Origin of the sequence: Alkalicoccus halolimnae (assembly GCF_008014775.2) — a bacterium.
Classification (GTDB): Bacteria; Bacillota; Bacilli; order Bacillales; family Salisediminibacteriaceae; genus Alkalicoccus; species Alkalicoccus halolimnae.
This window is the reverse complement of the sequence record NZ_CP144914.1, coordinates 2,381,221-2,397,232: the sequence shown is the minus strand read 5'-3', so window position 1 is coordinate 2,397,232 and position 16,012 is coordinate 2,381,221. Positions and strand designations below refer to the sequence as shown.

The following is a 16,012-nucleotide window of genomic DNA, read 5'->3' as shown; positions in this document are numbered from 1 at the left end:
GGCGTAAGAACCGCAGGCACTCCAAAAAACAACACAGAGCTTTAACAGAGACCCTCATGCAAAAGCCTTGCACCATGAGTCATGAAAATAGCCTTCTGTAGGAATGGAATTTCCCTTCTATAAAGGTGGAATCAATGATGTTCAAGAAGGGGTTTTCTTTATTTAGAAAGCAGATGATGATAGGTCTTTTATGCCGTAAGCCGGAGGGAACATGGGACGACTCCGAGGCGATAAAGGACGAGCCGAAGATCCATTCCGCCCGACCAAAGGGAGGAAGGAATTAGCTGAAGCCGGCCCACCCGGAAAGCGTCCCCATGGAAACGAAGGCGCACGCTTATTGCTTATTTACTTTATTTTCAAGGCAGCCAACAAATAAAAAACCTCCCGCTGTAATGGGAGGCTTGAGGCTGTTTAAATAATATCCACCGGTCCATGATCATCCACATGATCGTCGTGGACGTGGTGCAGCCGGCCGTTGACGACATAGTCGAAATGATCTCCGTGAGGAACCATTTCGTGGCCGCAGTCTTCATTATGCTTGCAGTCGGATTGAACGGGAGCCCAGTTGTCGGGATTTTTGTCGGTTACTTCAATTTTACATTCATCCCAGTGGTTTTCGTGCTTGTGATGAAGATGGCTGTCATGAATATAATCGATATGGTCTCCGTGGCGGATTTTTGTATGTCCACAGGAGAGGGAGTGCTCGTGCGTATGATGTTCATGTGTATGATGAGCCATAATAACTCCTCCTTCGTTCATAATAAGACAAGTGTATCACGGTGTTGTCTGTCATGCTTGTTTTCAAAATTATTACGGTTTATCAAGCTTTCAGCTGTAAAAATAGTATAAAGATGAAGATTTTCTACGTGGCAGCTGCAGATTTACATAAAATTACCGACTGAAAAAAGAACAATGATCTCCAAAAATAACAATTATTTGTAATTTAAGGTTTATAATGGAAAATAGAAGGGATTTTCAATAAAATTTCCAGTAATATGTTTACTAAAGACTGCGACAAGGGTAGGATAAAAAGAGTCGCACTTATGCGAAAATTCAAAAAGGAAGTGAAAAATATGAAAAAAGGATTAGTTTTATCTACCGCGTCACTGGTTGCTTTTGCTGGATTTGCCGGAACTGCTTCCGCTGCACACGGGACATCCTATATGGCTGAATTAACCCCGGATCAGGAAGTGGAAGAGGTCGACAGCGACGCTTCCGGACATGCTGAATTTCACGTAAGCGACGATGGGGAATCAATTGATTTTATAGTAGAAGCCCATGAATTAAATGCTACATTAGCGGGACATTTACATAGTGGTCCAGCTGGGGAAAACGGTCCTGTCGAATTGTTTCTTTTTGAAAATGACGAAGCAGTTGATTACGATGGGGAAATTGCCAGCGGAACCCTTACTGAAGATGACCTCGCAGGTGAAATGGGCTGGGAGGAGTTTTCTGAAGAGCTTGTGAATGGGAATATTTATGCCAATCTCCATACGGAAACTTATCCGGACGGCGAAATCCGCGGTCAGCTGGATAGAACAGATGGAGATGGGGAAGCCGCGGAAGAGGAAGAAGCAGATGAGGGAGAAGAGATGGCTGATACAGCTTCCAACGGTCCGCTTTACACTATGATCGGTATGTTTGCTGCTCTTGCCGGAGGTCTGCTGATGATCGGCCGTCGTAACAAAACGACAGCATAAATCAGCCGGTATTAATACTTTTGCAGATAAAGCGGCCTGAACATTTACTGAATCATTAATAATGAGAAAAATGTTATAGACCTTCATGACAAAATTATGTCTTGAAGGTCTTTTTATATGTATCGATATGAATGAAGATAAAAAACAAGTGGGACCGTCTTGACGCTTCCAGATAAGCTCTGTATAATCATAAATCGTAATAGTTACGATTTATATTTTAAGGAGTGTTCCAATTGAAAATATCATCAGTTAAAACGTTAAGTATTTTTACGCTTACCGCTTTCTTTACAGCAGGGTGCGGCGTTTCTGATTCTGAGGAAGCAGAAAACACTTCCACGGAAGAAGAAACAAAGGAGCCGGGTAATCCTGGTCAGGAACACGAGAACGGAGAAAAGGAAGAAAAACTTTCCAAAAGCGAACAAGGGCATAATCATAACGATGAACACGGACATAACGATGAGAATGACCATCATGACGAAAACAATTATGACGAAGAGCACGACCATGAGCATAATCACGAACATGATGAAGAAACGGAGGAGATTTACAACGGATATTTTGAGGATGAGCAGGTGGAGGGCCGGCCATTATCTGACTGGAATGGAGACTGGCAGTCTGTTTACCCATATCACCAGGATGGGACGCTCGATGAAGTATACGAACATAAAGCGGCAAAGGATGAGGAAATGACAGTTGAAGAATACAAAGAATATTACGAGGTCGGCTACGAAACAGACGTAGAGCGGATTGTTATTGAAGACGACACGTTTACTTTTTACGAAGGCGAAGAGAAGCATTCCAGTGAATATACGTACGACGGTTATAAAATTCTTACTTACGAAGCTGGAAACAGAGGAGTCCGCTTCATCTTTGAACGTGCAGAAGAAGAGGACTCGATGCCGGAATATATTCAGTTCAGCGATCATAAAATATATCCTTCAGAATCAGACCATTTCCACTTATACTGGGGAGATGACCGGGAAGCACTTCTGGAAGATGTGACCAACTGGGCGACTTACTATCCTTCAGACCTTGATGGAGAAGAAATCAAAAAAGAAATGACCGCCCACTAAACAACACCTTGTGTAGCAGCGGTCCTGCCAGCGTCAGTTGTTTTTATCACGGAAAACTTTGCTGAAGCACGGGTATGCAGGAGGTATCCAAGTGACCTTCGTCCTGAGGGATCTTCCGGCCTTTTTCTTCCACGGGCATGTTCACGCTTCGTTTTTATTTCCACCCCGCCCTGCCTGAGGGAGAAGGGGATTAGCTGAGCCTGTCCCGCCTGGAGCATCTCTACGGGAACGAAGACGGACGTTTACGAACGTGAAGCCAAAAAGAAAGACGCTACTATGTTTTATTTTCAAGGTAAACTTATTCGTAAGCGCAGGGTCCTGTTGGAAAATCGAAACTTTCCCACCAGTCCGGCTGTTAAGTCCCATTTAATCGTGGAATTATTCTCTGCTGAATGCAATTTTCGCACTGCGTACCGAAAGCCCGATCGTTAAGAAGCAGCCGGCTGCAATTACAACCATGCCCGTGAGAAGAGGCATCCACACCCAGCCATCAATAAGCACACTTCTCATCCCTTCAAACAAATAAGTCGTTGGATTAAGCACGGCGGCACCGCGCATCCAGGGGGATTCGATCAATTCCATCGGGACAAATGTTGTACTTAAAAACAGCAGTGGGAAAAAGATTAAAGTCCCTGCCTGGGCAGCCTGTGCATTCTTTGTTTTAAGCGCAACAGCGACAGAGTACCCGGCAAAAGCGAGTCCCCATCCGACGGCAAAAATAATGAGTACCACGGCACCCGCGGCACCTGCCGCAATCTGCAGGCCGAGAAGAAAAGCGATTCCTAAAATAATCAGTGTCTGCAGAAGCAGCTGCAGCATTCCGGCTATAATCGGCCCTAATACGACAGCGAGACGCGAAACCGGCGTTTGCAGCAGGCGGGCGAAGTAGCCGGATTCCAGATCGCGTATGAGCATCTGCCCCGCGCCTCCCGCTCCCCCGATAGCAGCGGATACGATTGAAACAGGAAGAATGAAAGACAAGTAATCGGCTCCTTCAAATTGAGGAAGCTGAGCGATTCCGCTGAGCCCGCCGGTATAGACGAGCAGAAAAAAGATACTGATAAACAAATTGGGAACTACAGTAAAAGGATTTCTCATTAAAATGAGCAGGCTTCTGCCTGTGAGTGTCATGGTGTCTCTAAGGATTACTTTCATTTCGTCCCACCATCCTTTTCATTCGTCACACTGATAAAAACATCGTCCAGTGTCGGACTTTTTACTGTCACCGATACCATGGAAATTCCGGCTTCTGTAAGAGCACTTATATAGTCCTGCAGTTTACTTCCGGCATCGGCAGTCGTTACTTTTACTGTTTCCGCCTGCTGCACTACAGGGACGTCTTCCCTTTGGAGGAATGTCTCCGCCGCCCTTTGTGCATCCTCTTCACCGGTAAATGTCCAGTGGATCACATCTGCACCAATCTCCTGTTTTAATCTTGCAGCGGTTCCTTCTGCTGCAATTTCCCCATCGTTTATAATGCTGACATAGTCAGCGAGCGCATCCGCTTCTTCTAAATATTGAGTGGTAAGAAAAATAGTGGTTCCTTCTTCTTTATTCAGCCTGTGTATTTCATTCCATATCGCTTTTCTGTTTAAAGGGTCAAGACCGGTCGTCGGTTCATCGAGAAATAAGATAGGAGGGTTATGGACGAGAGTCACAGCCAGATCCAGCCGCCGCCTCATACCACCGGAATATTTCCCGCAGCGTTTGTCTGCTTCTTCGTGCAGCCCTACCTTTTTCAGCAGTTCTTCCGCACGCCGTGAAGCCTCCTTTTTGGAGAGATTAAAAATACGGCCCTGCAGCTCAAGCAGTTCTCTTCCTGTCATATCGGTATCGAGACCGGTTTCCTGGAGAACGACGCCGATTTCCCAGCGGACGCGGCCGGGATCCTTTAAAACATCATAACCGCTGACCAGAGCCTGGCCTCCTGTAGGAGCAATAAGTGTTGTCAGCATTTTGACCGTCGTGGATTTTCCAGCTCCGTTTGGCCCAAGAAAAGCAAAACATTCTCCTTTTTTGACTGAAAAAGAAATGCCTTTTACAGCTTGAAACTGATCTTTAAACGTTTTTTCCAATCCGTGGACTTCAATCGTACCCTTCGTCATCGTCATCGCTCCTCATGTATAATCTTTGGAAGTATAAGTATCATACCACTTTCATTTCCTGATTGGAGCTTTGCGGATTTATACTTCGTTCCTTTAGAATTGTGCTGTACTCTATTTTACGCTGTGTTAATGTCTGTTGTTGATCAATGTAGAAAACTTCGCTGCAACTGACCTGCCGTGGAGGAGGTTTCAGCTTCCTGGAGCATTTCCCTTAAGTAAGTTCAATAACGGTGAATGGAGCTGTCCTATAAGGATAAGAACTCGGTTTCGCACGGATAAAAGCCTGTTAGACAAATCCCTGTCTAACAGGCTTTTTAACTCCTTCTCCGGCTCCGCGCGTGCTTTCCGGGCTGTCTCGATATACCTTTTGGTACTGCCTCATTTTTGGCAGGAGTTTTTCCGGTTGAAGATATAAAATAGAATATTTCGGCAAAGCAGGAGGGAAAGGGTTATAATGAGCTTCGAAGCGGGAAGAGGAAAACAGTTACTTCCCGCTTCTTCAGAAAAAGTTTTCTTACAGTTTCCGCGGAAAGATGATAGGAAAGATTGGAGATAATCAGATGAAAGAATTAAAAAGTAATCCGCGGTTTCGAACGGCTTTGGCAGTCCTTGCAGGATTTGCCATTTTCCTTGCAGGAACAACGTTTTATCAGCTTTGGGCGGCCTCGTCGGATGAGAAAGCCTATCCACCGCCCGGAGAGCTGACCGATATTAACGACAGTACCCTCCATACGTATGAAAAAGGAGAAGGAGGTGAAACGCTTGTATTTACAGCAGGAAGCGGCACCCCTTCTCCCTATGCAGATATGTATCACCTGCAGGAAACCCTGTCGGAAGATTATCATACCATTCTTTATGAAAGGCCCGGATATGGATGGAGCGAAGAGGCTGCAGAAGAACGTACGGTGGATACGGTGACGGGGGAACTGGAAGCGACGCTCGAGGCACGCGGGAAAGAACCTCCATATACATTTGTCGCCCATTCTATGGCAGCCATGGAAGTACTGCGGTACGCTCAGCTTTACCCTGAAAAGACAGCTGGCATTGTGTTAATCGATGGCGTGAATCCTGCCAACGCCGCTGTTCGCGATACGGAGATACCGATGCGGGCCAGACTGTACCAGGGGGCAAAAACGACAGGTCTGCTGAGGCTTGCAGTACAAAATGACAGTGTAGCTTCCGCGGAAGTCTCCCCTTATAAAACGCTTCCGGAAAACGTCCGCCGAATGAATGAAGCACTCACGCTGCAGAATATGTGGAACGATACGATGATTGCAGAAAGGGAATTATATAACGAAAACGGCATCACGGTTGCAGAAGGAGGAGATATCGGCGACATTCCGCTTACTGTGCTCACCTCTGATTTTCCTCACAGGGAGGGATGGAAGGAAAGTCAGAAGGAGCTTGTATCTTACTCCAGCCGTGCCGATCAGAAAGTAATTTCCGGAACTGGACACTTTATCCACCATCACAGACCGGAAGCAGTCATTACTGAAATTCGGAAACACCTCCAGTCTCAGGAAATAGAAGCAGAGCCCGAATAAGGAAACTGCAGAAGACGTCCTCGGACCTTTAGGAGAAAAGCCATTTGCTGGATAGGCGACAAAAAGGCGAATCATGAGTATTTCTTCCATATCTATCTTTATGAAACCAAAGCGCTTCCGGGGTCGTACTTTTAAAAAGGGAGATTCTGGGAGGTTTTTTCATGTTCAAACGTCTAAAAGAGGCAGATGCTGACGCTCTTCTGCCGTACGTCCTTAGTGCGGGACCACTTTTGTTAATTTCAGCTTTTTTCATCCCGTTTGCGGCAGTCATGATGATTCAGGATCTGCTTTTCTTTTCCTATGACCACTGGACGTTTATCCGTCCTACAGAGGCCTATCTCGGATTTGGAGCGGCTATGGTCTGGCTTTCACTTTGTCTCTTTTCTCTTTATGCAGCCAAAGCGTTCTTTGAGAGAAAGAAGAGGGAAGATAAATTATCGGGTCTGCATTTTACATTAATGGTTCTGACGCTGCCGGTATTTGTTCTTTCGATTTATCACTATGCGTATCTGGATGAGGACGGCGTGCAGGTGAATGCATTCTGGAGTGTCACAGAAAAAAGCCTGGCATGGGAAGAAGTAGTGTATGTAGCAAGAGTTGAAGAAGAAGAGTCCCAGCGTGTGTTATCGTATACGTTCTCTGATGGAACGAGAACTCTTACTATCCCATACGCTACGGATGATTATCAAACGAGGCAAGCGGTGAACAGAGCGATCGGTGCATATGAATGGGAAGTGGACAGAATCATCGAAGGTGAGGAAGATTCTGCTGCTTATCAAAATTAAAAAATAGAAATAAGAACGAGAAAAAGACTTTCCATTGCGGAGAGTCTTTTTTATTCAGCATTATTTTTAAGGAAGAAGGATGGAACAAAACTCACTAAATGTAAGATTTAGAAGGAATCAGCCATCTAATTACAGAAATAATTTGAGAGAGAAATACCTGTTGTATTTGAAGAAGGGGGGAAGGACGAATGAATAAAAAAAGGCTGCTGCCCATTGCAGTCTCTCTGGTGATTATTGCTTTAACGATGACCCGGATCCATCAAATAGATGAAAATCATGAAAAAAATTTAAGGGTTATGGAAGCCTGCATGGACGAAGGGGGCACAGTTACTGTTGATCAAGCGCACCTTTTCTCTTTAACAGATGCTTCCTGTATGAATTAAATAAAGAGACGACTGCATCTTTTGAAAAAAAGCAGACCAAAAACCCGCGTCCAATATTATGAAATCTATCTAGGCTTTTTTTGCTCATCTCAAAAAATGAAAAGGAGGGTTTCGTTATGAATGAACAGATTCAGCAGTATGAGAAGGTGTATAAGCAGCTGAAAAAATTACTCAGGTGGGAATTACTGGACTCCAAGATGCCCATGCACATCGCCTCCATGTACGTCCTGAAAGAGAAGGAGTTTTCAGTAGAGCAGTACCGTTTTCTCAGCGAACATATTAAAAAAAGTGCTTCGCTGTTTTCTCCGCTGCGATCTTCTCTTCGTTGGACGATGACAGCAGTACTTGATACAGGGTATGAGGAGCCGAAAAAGCGTTTAGAGGACGTAAAGCGGATATACGCAGAGCTTAGAAGTCAAAAATTCAAGTCAGGAGCATCAACGTATACGACAGCACTTGTCCTTTTATCCTCCGGAGACCGCAGCGTTCCTTTTCAGGAACAGACCGCACGCGCAATGGAAGTTCACCGGGCTATGCGCAAAGAGCACCCTTTTATTACATCCGAGCACGACTATCCGCTCGCTTCTCTTTTAGCCCAGCGGGAGGAAGACACGAAGCGCCTGATGAACCGCATTGAATATTTTTACAAGGAAGCTTCCGGACTCGGCCTGCGGAAGGGTAATGATCTGCAGTTTTTAAGCCATATTCTCTCTCTGGATGAAAATCATGAAAAAGAAGAATTAATAGAGCGTACCGAAGCAGCGCTGGACAAATGGAAAAAAGCCGGTCTGAAATTAAAAACGATGCATTATCCTGTCATCGCGCTGCTCGCTCTGACCTCTATTGAAGCAGAAACATTTGAAGAGATAAAAAAGACGACGGATGAACTGAATGCGAAAAAGACGTTCCGCTGGCATAAAGACTGGAACAGCCTAACTGCAGCCAATATGGTGCTGGTAACGCTCTTTGATCAGCAGAAAGCTATGCAGATTCAATTGTTTACAACGATGGAAACAGTAATGGAAGCACAAAATGCCGCGATGGTCGCCATGATTGCCGGTGGGGCAGTTGCTTCAACTTCTGCGGGAAGCTGAGTGCGAAGGTATAATTACTGCAGCAAATTCGTTGAATAGAATAGCAGGGGGAAGTTATGTTTACGTATGTCATCAATGAAAAGCTGGAATTAAAGCTGCTCGAACCGCGCCATGCAGAGGAACTGTTTTTTATCACAGACGAATCACGGGAGAGTCTCCGTACGTGGCTGCCATGGGTGGATCATATAAAGTCAAAAGAAGATTCCCTGGCCTTTATTACTTCGAGTATGAAGCAGTTTGGAGAAAATGATGGATTTCAGGCAGGGATCTGGTTTGAAGGCAGACTTGCGGGAGTTATCGGCCTGCATAAAATTGACTGGACGAACCATTCGACTTCTATCGGTTACTGGCTTGCAGAATCCTTTACCGGCCGGGGGCTGATGACACATTCCTGTCGTGCTGTCGTAAATTACTGCTTCGAGGAGCTGGGGATGAAGCGTGTGGAGATCCGTGCGGCAGCAGAAAACTCCAAAAGTGCCGCCATTCCTGAACGCCTTGGTTTTCAAAGAGAAGGCTGTTTAAGACAGAGCGAAAGGCTGTACGAAGTGTATGTGGATCATTACGTGTACGGCATGCTGAAGGAGGAGTGGGAGTAACCGCTCCTCCTTCTCCTTTAAGTTCTGCCTGAATTGAAAAGTACCTGGTTTCGTTACGGTGATACCCTGAATGTAAGCAATATAGATAATCAAATTCTGCATATAAGGGAGCGAATAATGAATGGAAATTTATAAGCGAGGCACAAACCTGGATCTGGATGAATTCCTGAAGAAGCCGTTGTTTGCGCATTTAGCAACAAGCGTGGAAGATGCTCCGAGGGATTCTCCGGTCTGGTTCTACTGGGACGGAGAAAAAATCTGGATTGTAGGAACTTCATCCGATACCTTTCCCGAAAAAATAAAAAATAATCCAAAATGCGCTATAGGAATTGTGGATTTCAACTATCGCAGCGGTTTAGTTATACATATTGGTTTTAGAGGCAGAGCAGAAGTGAAGCCGTTTGACGAAAAGACAGCCGACGAAATATTTGTCCGCTATTTAGGGAAAAACAAAGAACATTGGGATCCCAGGTTTAAAGGTCTGGATAACAGTAATGTATTGATCTGTTTTACTCCGGAGTCTGTCGTCGTCCGTGATCAATCGTTTACGCCATCAAGTCATATGGAAAATAAGTCCTCTGTGTAAAATGTTAATCATGAAAAAGGAAGACGGCAGGAGTTTCTTTTTAGTCATTGGCTCTGTTAAAGCTCCGTGTTGTTATTGGAGTGCCTGCGGCTCCTCCGCCTGCCGCGGAGAAAGCATTCGGCTTCCCTGTCGTCCGGGAGGATCTTCCCGCTTTCTTTTTCCGCAGGCGTCTTGAAAAATCGCCTTGGCACTGGTTTTTACCTTGGTCCCTTCTTGATTCAACCAGCAGGCTTTCTGTATTGGTGAGTTGAAGCAAAGTACTCTTATTTATATCAACAACAGCTTTAACAGAGACTCTCATGCAAAAACAGTGCACCATGAAGGATGAAAATGCCCTTTTACAGGAAGGGGATTTCTTTGTTAGATGGCAGATACTTCTCTGTCTTTTTATCGTAAGCTGGAGTGGACATGGGACGACTCCGGGGCGCCCGGAAAGCACCCCCATGGAAACGAAAGCGCACGTTCATCACTTAACTACTTTATTTTCAAGGTAGTTTAGTCATTAAAAAAGATATCAATAAGGAGAGAGCTGGAACGAGTGGAAGAGCGTGAAACCAGCCGGCTGAAATAAATACCGGAGTGATTAGTGCCATTCCGCCAAAGAATAAATATATTCCGGCTCCTTTTCTTCTGCCGGTGAAAAATAATAATATTCCCACCATCATCGTTATTATTAATATTATGTACATCCAGCTCATAAAATATTCTCCTCTTCAAAACAGATAATAAAATAATCCACTGATAATGAAAAAAGGAACGAGGACAAGAAGAGACGTTCTGAATGCTTTCAAGTAAGAGCGAAGTCCATTTCCTCTATCCTTGTATGTAGCTGCTTCCATCGCCAGATAAGTCATAACAGCAGTTAATGCGAGAGTACCTAATATCCAGTTCAATTAATTACCTCCTAAAATAGTAACCGGAAATCACAGAAAAGGGACTATCTTTTTGTTAAAAAAGTTTTATGCTGCGATAATGGGCCGTTCTAAATAAATAAATCCTTAGGCAACCTTTCTGGAAGAGGGACTGGTTCTAACCCGTGCGTGCAGACAAGCTTATTAATCGGGATTGATGAACCGGAGACACGAGATCTCTACCCAAGAAGGAAATCGAGTGGAATGACAGACAGCGTCAAAAGTATAAGCCCGATAAAATAGGGATTTAAGGCAGCGGGGTAATCTTTTTTCATGTCTTCTGCGGCAGAGGAGTCACGTGTTTGAACGATGGTTTGATTAAAGGCCGGGCTGGCAGTTCCACCGATGCTCAGCACGGCGAGAATGGCACCGCCGAGAAACAATACGTTCTGCCATGCGAAATCCGAAAGCCACCAGACTCCGGTTAATAAGAGCCCTCCCACGAAAATTGATCCTGCCATTTTTATAATATAGTCCAGTTTATTCCCCTCCATTATTTTAAAAGCAGCTTTAATAATTGAAACGATTACTTCTGAATCAGCCATTTGCAAAGTAAGCCGTCTGAAAAAAGCACGGGGAATCCCCTTTGCAGAAATAAAGGCACTATTTACCTGTGCGATAAAGTAGAAAAGTATATTTCTATTACGAAAAGAAAAAGGGGAAGTTTCACTGATTTACCTATTTAAAGTGATTCAAGAATGGCAGTTACTGTTGAAGCGCGATCAAAAGCAAAGAAAAAAGCTGCAGCAGAATGATGCTGAGCAGCTTTTTCTAAATTATTTATCAAGCGGTATTTTAGCTTTAAGAATAGAAGGAGATTGATGGTTTTCATACTGCGAATGAAAAAAAGCGAGAGCACCGATCATTCCTGCATCGTTTTTAAAGCGGCAGAGTTCAATTTCTGCATGAAATACATTATCTACGTACGACAAATGGCTCTGCAGTTCTCGGATAAAAGAGGGCCGGCTTGTAATGCCTCCGCCGATAAGTATCTTTTGAGGATTAAGAAAAGAGTTGATATTAAAAATGCCGATTGCCAGGGACCGGTAAAAATCTTCAACGATATGGACCGCAGCCGGTTCTTTTTCATCATAAGCCTGGAAGACCATTTCGCCGGTGACCTTTTCGGGATCGAGCGAATGATAAGCCGCATACTTTTCGCGCAGGCCTGTCATAGAAGCGAGGGTGCTCAGCGTATCTCCGCCTTTCATCGTTGACTGCAGACCGTTTGTAACCATAAATCCGGCTTCCCCGGCCCGGAAGTTGTTTCCCCGGTAGAGAGCATTATTTAAATAGAGCGCTCCACCGACTCCTGTCCCTACGGTAATGCATACAAAATCCGTCAGCTTCTGTGCGTTCCCAAGCCATTTTTCGGCAAGGGCGACACAGTTAACGTCGTTTTCAATCGATACAGGAAGTCCGGTATTTCTGCTCAGGACTTCCTGAAACGGAAATTCGGTAAAAGCATCGATCGCTCCTCCGTATTCGATGTATCCGGAAGGGAGAATAAAGCCGGGAGCGGATACGGCTATTCCCTGAAGCGAAGAGCGGTATAAATCGACAACTTCTTTTATTTTTTGTAAAATCACTTTCCCATCTGATCCTTCAGAGGAAAAAGTGCTCTTTTGAAGAAACGTGCCTTCTTTCGTAAGAAGTCCCCATTTAACACTCGTTCCTCCAATGTCAAAGGCTAAATAGTTTTGCTCATCCACTGTTTTCCCTCCATTCATTTATCCAGCTGTCGGCCGTTGGACGCAATAATTTCCGCATACCAGTAGAAGCTTTTTTTCTTTAAACGCCGCAGTTCTTTCTCGCTCTCTTCATCTCGATCAATATAGACAAAACCGTATCGCTTCTGGTAGCCGTTCAGCCAGCTTAACAAATCAGTAAAGGACCACGTGCAGTAGCCGATCACATCAACTCCGTCTGTCAGTGCCTGCTGAATTTCCAGAAGGTGATGCTTAATATAATCGATACGGTAGTCATCATGAATCTGATCGTCACTCTCTAATTTATCGAACTCTCCAAGACCGTTCTCTGAAATAAGAATCGGAAGGTTGTAGCGGTTTTTAATGCGCCGCATGCCGATACGCAGCCCGACAGGATCGATTTCCCAGTCCCAGTTTGTTGTCTGCAGGTTGGGATTTCTCGTTGTCTTAAATAACCCCGGAACCCCGGAATCAGAGGATGTGCCTTTTTTACCGGAAGTATTCATTTTTCCTTCGCCCACGCCATCGAGAGGATTGGCTTCGACTGTTGTTGTCTGATAATAATTGATTCCCATAAAATCGGGTTTACCCTCCTGCAGGAGTTCCATATCTCCTTCTTCAATCGTCGGAGCTGTCCCTTTCTGCTGAAGGTGGGCCATAATCGTCTTAGGGTACGTGCCCCAGGCATAAACATCCATGTACCAGTGGTTCATCATTTCTTCTGCATTTTCGGCAGCGAGTACATTTTCGGGCCTGCTGTCTGCAGGATAGACGGGACTGAGGGCAAAACTCGGGCCTGCCGAACCGTCCGGAACATATTTACGGAAAGATTTAATCGCCTGGGCGTTTGCAAGGTTTGCGATATGGCTCGCTTCATACATCCTTTTCATGTCTTTAACACCGGGCGGATGCATACCTGAGCGGTAGCCGAGTCCAATAAATACGTTCTGTTCATTTAATGTGACCCAGTATTTAACTCTGTCTCCGTACCGTTTGTATAGTGTGATACAGTATTGGTTAAAGTCTTCAATGATCTTTCTGGATTCCCAGCCGCCGTACTGATCCATCAGCGCTTGAGGAAGATCCCAATGATAAATGGTAATAATCGGTTCAATCTGCTTCTCAATAAGGTAATCGATCAGCTCGTCATAAAATTGAAGACCCTTTTCATTAATATCCCCATTTCCTTCGGGGAAAATCCGGGACCAGGCTATAGAGAAACGGTATGCTTTCAAGCCCATCTCTGCCATAAGGTCGATATCCTCTTTCACGTGGTGATAATGGTCGACAGCAACATCCCCGTTTGTATTTTTATAAGTCGTACCTTCCTGCTTCGTATAGACGTCCCAGACAGAAGGGCCTTTCCCGTCTTTATTCCATGCTCCTTCAATCTGATAAGCAGCAGAAGCAGATCCCCATAGAAAGTTTTTAGGGAAGGGGCGGGTAGTTTCGTGAAACATACAGCAGCATCTCCTTTTAAAAAAATATAATTAAATAAAAAGCATGAGGGCAAGCGTTTACAAACTCGGAAAAACAAGGTAAACTGACATTACGAAAACGGTTTCGTAAAAAGTATATGACAATCCTTTTCATTTGTCAAAACAACTTTTCCCGCACCCTCTTTTTTGAAAGCATCGTGTGTATTCTGTTAATTCATAAACAGGTAATGGAAACGTTGTTAGAAAGAGGTCCGATTGATATGATAAAGAGGTCCCGAAAGCAGGACACCGCCTTTACAGGTGACAGATTGCTTAAATAAGGAGATTGCAGAATGAAAATGACAATAAAAGAGATCGCAAAACTTGCGGGGGTCTCTCAGGCGACCGTCTCTAAAATTATTAATAATTACGATGATGTCGGCTTGAAAACGAAAAAAAGAGTCTGGGAAATCATGGATGAGCATGGTTACCGGCCTTCCTACGCGGCGCAGTCCCTGGCGAAAAAAGTGACGAAAGTCATCGGTGTCATTTACGCAGGGAAAATCAATGCTAATTTTAATCATCCTTTTTTTGTGGAGGTCGTCAGCTCGTTTAAAAAAACAATGGGTATAGAAGGCTATGATCTGTTATTCTTTTCCAACGAAAAATTTAATAAAGCAGATGAAAATTATCTGGCACGCTGTCAGCATTATAATGTTGATGGATGCATTATTATCGGCGGCGATGAAGTGGAGCCTTCGATTTACGATCTCGATAACAGCGATGTACCCTGCTTGGGAGTAGATATCAAGCTCTCCGGAGAAAAATCGGCCTATATTATGACGGACAACCTGCAGATATCAAGTCTCGCTGTCGAACACTTCTATCTTCTTGGACACCGCGACATTGCCTTTATTTCCGGAAAAAAAGATTCGCTGATTTCACGTGAACGACTGGAAGGTTTTTTGGACGTCATGAAAAAGTACGGGCTGAAAGTTCATTCTGACTGGGTCGTTTACGGGGACTTTTTTGAAGAAAGCGGTTATAAGCTCATGAAAGAACTGCTCGAGAAAGACCCCGTTCCGAAAGCTGTCTTTGCAGCTTCCGATTTAATGGCTATGGGAGCGATGAAAGCTATTAAGGAAAGTCCTTACGATATCGCTGACTTTTCAATTATCGGCTGTGATGACATCATGGCTTCACGACACGTGGATCCCCCGTTAACGACGGTAAAACAGGATAAAGAGAAAATAGGGAAAATGGCAGCATTTATCTTAAATGATATGATCCAGAAGAAAATTGATAAAACGCATATTATGATTGAACCGGAATTGATTGTTAGAGAATCGAGCGGTCCGGACAGAGTTAACTAGAGAGACAGAAAGGAGAGAAAGAATGGAAAAGCTTGAGAAAGTCCTTGACTGGATCTTCCGATTGGCCTACTTAAATATTCTCTGGATCGCGTTTACGCTTCTCGGGCTGGGAATCTTCGGGGCAGCCCCGGCTCTGGCCGCCGTGTATGAAGTCCTTCATAAATGGATGAAAGGGGAAGAGGGGACGACAAAAACACTGATCCCGTTCTGGAATGCCTACAAGCGCTATTTCCTGCGGGCAAACCTGCTTATGCTACTGTTTGCAGCTGGAGGCGCGATATTATACGTGGACTTTTATTTTATCTTCCGTCTCGAACATACACTGGCTCCGATTCTGCTCGGCGTGGCTGTCTGCCTGTTATTTCTGTACATTATTCTTTTTCTATTCAGTTTTCCGCTGCTCGTCCATCGCAGAGGCAGCACCTTATCTTCGATTAAGTCGGCGGCGGTGTATGGTTTATCTTCGCCGGTATTAACGGTGACAACGATCGTCAGCATTGGTCTCTTTCATTATATTCTTTACCTGGTACCCGTTCTTTATCTTTTCTTTTCTGTCAGCGCAGCTGGCAGCCTTATTCTGCTTGTAACGTTTCAAAAATCTCAGCGCCTGAATATTTATCTTCCGCAAAGGGAGGACGATTATCAAAATAATTAAAAAGAAAGCGTTGACATTAAAAATGATGGGAGATACAATGACATTACGAAACCGATTTAGTTAATTTAAGAAATGCCTTT

General features: G+C 44.5%; 18 protein-coding genes. 10 read left to right on the top strand and 8 right to left on the bottom strand.

Features of this window, described 5'->3' with window-relative positions; all coding sequences use genetic code 11:
- Positions 1–411: 411 nt before the first annotated feature.
- Complete coding sequence (locus FTX54_RS11000) at positions 412–738, bottom strand: hypothetical protein (protein WP_147804703.1); 327 nt, start codon at positions 736–738, stop codon at positions 412–414.
- A gap of 335 nt (positions 739–1,073) precedes the next feature.
- On the opposite strand from FTX54_RS11000, the gene FTX54_RS10995 reads away from it, so the two are divergent.
- Both FTX54_RS10995 and FTX54_RS10990 read left to right on the top strand, forming a co-directional pair.
- Positions 1,074–1,700, top strand: coding sequence for a CHRD domain-containing protein (locus FTX54_RS10995; RefSeq protein WP_147804702.1), 627 nt, complete (start codon positions 1,074–1,076; stop codon positions 1,698–1,700).
- A gap of 233 nt (positions 1,701–1,933) precedes the next feature.
- Complete coding sequence (locus tag FTX54_RS10990) at positions 1,934–2,773, top strand: metal-binding protein ZinT (RefSeq protein ID WP_147804701.1); 840 nt, start codon at positions 1,934–1,936, stop codon at positions 2,771–2,773.
- A 378-nt stretch (positions 2,774–3,151) separates the two neighbouring features.
- Here the strand turns inward: FTX54_RS10990 and FTX54_RS10985 are convergent, their stop codons facing one another.
- Both FTX54_RS10985 and FTX54_RS10980 read right to left on the bottom strand, forming a co-directional pair.
- On the bottom strand, positions 3,152–3,928 hold the full coding sequence (locus FTX54_RS10985) for an ABC transporter permease (RefSeq protein WP_187254631.1): 777 nt from the start codon (positions 3,926–3,928) through the stop codon (positions 3,152–3,154).
- Complete coding sequence (locus tag FTX54_RS10980; RefSeq protein WP_147804700.1) at positions 3,925–4,878, bottom strand: ATP-binding cassette domain-containing protein; 954 nt, start codon at positions 4,876–4,878, stop codon at positions 3,925–3,927. Before FTX54_RS10980 ends, FTX54_RS10985 begins: the two co-directional genes overlap by 4 nt.
- A gap of 560 nt (positions 4,879–5,438) precedes the next feature.
- Between FTX54_RS10980 and FTX54_RS10975 the strand changes: the two genes are divergently transcribed.
- The 6 genes from FTX54_RS10975 to FTX54_RS10950 all read left to right on the top strand — a co-directional run bounded on the left by FTX54_RS10975 (position 5,439) and on the right by FTX54_RS10950 (position 9,866).
- Positions 5,439–6,422: an alpha/beta fold hydrolase gene (locus tag FTX54_RS10975; RefSeq protein WP_187254630.1), complete on the top strand. Its 984-nt coding sequence runs from the start codon at positions 5,439–5,441 to the stop codon at positions 6,420–6,422.
- A 161-nt stretch (positions 6,423–6,583) separates the two neighbouring features.
- The gene (locus FTX54_RS10970) at positions 6,584–7,207 is read left to right on the top strand and encodes a hypothetical protein (RefSeq protein ID WP_147804698.1); all 624 of its coding nucleotides are present in this window, start codon (positions 6,584–6,586) and stop codon (positions 7,205–7,207) included.
- 188 nt (positions 7,208–7,395) lie between these two features.
- Positions 7,396–7,590 carry a hypothetical protein gene (locus tag FTX54_RS10965; RefSeq protein ID WP_147804697.1) on the top strand — a complete coding sequence of 65 codons (195 nt, stop codon included), beginning with the start codon at positions 7,396–7,398 and terminating at the stop codon, positions 7,588–7,590.
- Positions 7,591–7,706: 116 nt separating this feature from the next.
- Complete coding sequence (locus FTX54_RS10960) at positions 7,707–8,684, top strand: DUF4003 family protein (protein WP_147804696.1); 978 nt, start codon at positions 7,707–7,709, stop codon at positions 8,682–8,684.
- Positions 8,685–8,740: 56 nt separating this feature from the next.
- Positions 8,741–9,280: a GNAT family N-acetyltransferase gene (locus FTX54_RS10955; RefSeq protein ID WP_147804695.1), complete on the top strand. Its 540-nt coding sequence runs from the start codon at positions 8,741–8,743 to the stop codon at positions 9,278–9,280.
- Positions 9,281–9,401: 121 nt separating this feature from the next.
- Complete coding sequence (locus FTX54_RS10950; RefSeq protein WP_147804694.1) at positions 9,402–9,866, top strand: pyridoxamine 5'-phosphate oxidase family protein; 465 nt, start codon at positions 9,402–9,404, stop codon at positions 9,864–9,866.
- A gap of 485 nt (positions 9,867–10,351) precedes the next feature.
- Here the strand turns inward: FTX54_RS10950 and FTX54_RS10945 are convergent, their stop codons facing one another.
- From FTX54_RS10945 to FTX54_RS10925, 5 genes are all read right to left on the bottom strand, one after another.
- Positions 10,352–10,564 (bottom strand): hypothetical protein, encoded by a 213-nt coding sequence (locus FTX54_RS10945; protein WP_147804692.1) that lies wholly within the window; start codon positions 10,562–10,564, stop codon positions 10,352–10,354.
- Between the two features lie 15 nt (positions 10,565–10,579).
- On the bottom strand, positions 10,580–10,759 hold the full coding sequence (locus tag FTX54_RS10940; RefSeq protein ID WP_147804691.1) for a hypothetical protein: 180 nt from the start codon (positions 10,757–10,759) through the stop codon (positions 10,580–10,582).
- 197 nt (positions 10,760–10,956) lie between these two features.
- On the bottom strand, positions 10,957–11,328 hold the full coding sequence (locus tag FTX54_RS10935) for a hypothetical protein (RefSeq protein WP_187254629.1): 372 nt from the start codon (positions 11,326–11,328) through the stop codon (positions 10,957–10,959).
- A 225-nt stretch (positions 11,329–11,553) separates the two neighbouring features.
- A complete protein-coding gene (locus FTX54_RS10930) occupies positions 11,554–12,489 on the bottom strand; it encodes an ROK family protein (RefSeq protein WP_187254628.1) in 936 nt (311 codons plus the stop codon).
- A 14-nt stretch (positions 12,490–12,503) separates the two neighbouring features.
- Complete coding sequence (locus tag FTX54_RS10925) at positions 12,504–13,946, bottom strand: glycoside hydrolase family 1 protein (protein ID WP_147804688.1); 1,443 nt, start codon at positions 13,944–13,946, stop codon at positions 12,504–12,506.
- A gap of 311 nt (positions 13,947–14,257) precedes the next feature.
- On the opposite strand from FTX54_RS10925, the gene FTX54_RS10920 reads away from it, so the two are divergent.
- The gene (locus FTX54_RS10920; RefSeq protein ID WP_147804687.1) at positions 14,258–15,277 is read left to right on the top strand and encodes a LacI family DNA-binding transcriptional regulator; all 1,020 of its coding nucleotides are present in this window, start codon (positions 14,258–14,260) and stop codon (positions 15,275–15,277) included.
- 22 nt (positions 15,278–15,299) lie between these two features.
- Positions 15,300–15,932 carry a YesL family protein gene (locus tag FTX54_RS10915; protein WP_147804686.1) on the top strand — a complete coding sequence of 211 codons (633 nt, stop codon included), beginning with the start codon at positions 15,300–15,302 and terminating at the stop codon, positions 15,930–15,932.
- Positions 15,933–16,012 lie beyond the last annotated feature (80 nt).

Excerpts from the sequence above, each read along its gene's own strand:
- FTX54_RS11000 (WP_147804703.1), bottom strand. The coding sequence starts at position 738 with ATGGCTCATCATACACATGAACATCATACGCACGAGCACTCCCTCTCC.
- FTX54_RS10995 (WP_147804702.1), top strand. The coding sequence starts at position 1,074 with ATGAAAAAAGGATTAGTTTTATCTACCGCGTCACTGGTTGCTTTTGCT.
- FTX54_RS10985 (WP_187254631.1), bottom strand. The coding sequence starts at position 3,928 with ATGAAAGTAATCCTTAGAGACACCATGACACTCACAGGCAGAAGCCTG.
- FTX54_RS10980 (WP_147804700.1), bottom strand. The coding sequence starts at position 4,878 with ATGACGAAGGGTACGATTGAAGTCCACGGATTGGAAAAAACGTTTAAA.
- FTX54_RS10975 (WP_187254630.1), top strand. The coding sequence starts at position 5,439 with ATGAAAGAATTAAAAAGTAATCCGCGGTTTCGAACGGCTTTGGCAGTC.
- FTX54_RS10970 (WP_147804698.1), top strand. The coding sequence starts at position 6,584 with ATGTTCAAACGTCTAAAAGAGGCAGATGCTGACGCTCTTCTGCCGTAC.
- FTX54_RS10965 (WP_147804697.1), top strand. The coding sequence starts at position 7,396 with ATGAATAAAAAAAGGCTGCTGCCCATTGCAGTCTCTCTGGTGATTATT.
- FTX54_RS10960 (WP_147804696.1), top strand. The coding sequence starts at position 7,707 with ATGAATGAACAGATTCAGCAGTATGAGAAGGTGTATAAGCAGCTGAAA.
- FTX54_RS10955 (WP_147804695.1), top strand. The coding sequence starts at position 8,741 with ATGTTTACGTATGTCATCAATGAAAAGCTGGAATTAAAGCTGCTCGAA.
- FTX54_RS10950 (WP_147804694.1), top strand. The coding sequence starts at position 9,402 with ATGGAAATTTATAAGCGAGGCACAAACCTGGATCTGGATGAATTCCTG.
- FTX54_RS10945 (WP_147804692.1), bottom strand. The coding sequence starts at position 10,564 with ATGAGCTGGATGTACATAATATTAATAATAACGATGATGGTGGGAATA.
- FTX54_RS10925 (WP_147804688.1), bottom strand. The coding sequence starts at position 13,946 with ATGTTTCACGAAACTACCCGCCCCTTCCCTAAAAACTTTCTATGGGGA.
- FTX54_RS10920 (WP_147804687.1), top strand. The coding sequence starts at position 14,258 with ATGAAAATGACAATAAAAGAGATCGCAAAACTTGCGGGGGTCTCTCAG.
- FTX54_RS10915 (WP_147804686.1), top strand. The coding sequence starts at position 15,300 with ATGGAAAAGCTTGAGAAAGTCCTTGACTGGATCTTCCGATTGGCCTAC.